Raw genomic sequence first — 1,379 nt, forward strand, 5'->3', positions numbered from 1 at the left:
AGATGTGTATAAGAGACAGGCCTGGGGCGAGTACAAGGATGGCGACATCCTCCAGGCGGCCGACATGGAGCCGGTGGAATGACGCGCCTCGCCACGCCATCCCGCCGGAGCGTGCTGGCCGGGCTCGGCGGCAGCCTCGCCGCGCCCGCGGTGCTCGCGCAGGCCATCACACCTATCCGCCTCACCCTGCCATGGCTGGCGCAGGGTGCCACGGCCTATGCCTATGTCGCGCGCGAGATGGGCGGGTTCCGCAACCGCGGGATCGAGGCCAGCATCACCCGCGGCTTCGGTTCCAACGCGGCGGCGCAGGCCATCGCGCAGAACCAGTTCGAATTTGGGCTGGTGGGGGCGAGTTCGGTCATCCTGAACGCGGCACGCGGACTTCCCCTGGTGGGCCTGGCCACCGTCAACTACGACATGACCATGGGCATCCTGCTTCGCCGGGATTCCGCCATCCGGACCCCCAAGGACCTGGAGGGGCGCCGCCTCGCCATCGTGCCCGCCGGTGTGGATGCGCCCTTCATCCCGGCCTATTTCCGCCTGGCTGGCGTGGACGCCTCACGCATCACCATGCAGCAGGTGGACAACCGCGTCTTCGAGCGCACCATCATTGATCGCCAGGTGGACGCCGGGTCCGGCATCGGTTCATCGTCCATTCCCGTGATGTTGGCACAGAACGCCCCGCATCGGCTCATGCTCTTCTCGGCGGTGGGACTCCAGTTCTACGCCAACGTCATCACCACTCGGCCAGAGATCCTGCAGGCGCAGCCCGGACTGTGCGAGCGCGTGGTGGATGCCCTGCTGGAGGCGGTCGCCTTCCAACTGCGCGAACCGGAACGGGCGCTGGACATGCTGGTGCGCCAAGTGCCGGAGCTTGGCCTGACCCAAGGTGGGCGCGAGAATGCGCGGCTGTCGCAGGGCATCATGCAATCGACCATCCTGCAGCCCGAGGCGATGGAGAACGGGTTGGGCTGGACCGATGTCGACCGCTGGTCGCGGATGACCGACCTGGTCATGGAGTTCGGTGGTGCCGAGGGCGGCCGGCGTCCGGCAAGCGAGTCGCTGATCAGCAACCGCTTTGCTGGCAAGATCAAGCTGTCCCCTGCCGAATGGGCGGAGATCCGCGACAAGCTCACGCCCTTTGCCACCCTGCTGGGCTGATCCGCGAAAAGGGGCGGGCCTCCGCCCAGCCCGCACGCCGCATTCCCCCGTTCCAAGACAGCGGTGAATGGTGTAGCAGCAGGCTCCGGCGGGACGGCGCTTGACCGGTGGCAGGGTGCCGCCGCCAGCCGCGGGGCAGGACGAAGAGGCAGCTCATCGTCCCTTCCAAGGCGGCGACGGGCCCCAGTTCTCGCCGTACCTGTCTCTTATACACATCT

General features: G+C 67.4%; 1 protein-coding gene. It reads left to right on the plus strand.

Annotated elements, in window-relative coordinates; translation table 11 throughout:
* The first annotated feature begins 78 nt into the window (after positions 1 to 78).
* Entirely contained in the window at positions 79 to 1,161 is a 1,083-nt protein-coding gene (locus ACN4EK_RS32645) for an ABC transporter substrate-binding protein (RefSeq protein ID WP_431662610.1), read from the plus strand.
* The last annotated feature ends 218 nt before the right edge of the window (positions 1,162 to 1,379 follow it).

This window comes from Pantanalinema rosaneae CENA516 (genome assembly GCF_050753385.1).
GTDB classification, from domain to species: Bacteria; Cyanobacteriota; Cyanobacteriia; order Leptolyngbyales; family Leptolyngbyaceae; genus Pantanalinema; species Pantanalinema rosaneae.

Excerpts from the sequence above, each read along its gene's own strand:
- ACN4EK_RS32645 (WP_431662610.1), top strand. The coding sequence starts at position 79 with ATGACGCGCCTCGCCACGCCATCCCGCCGGAGCGTGCTGGCCGGGCTC.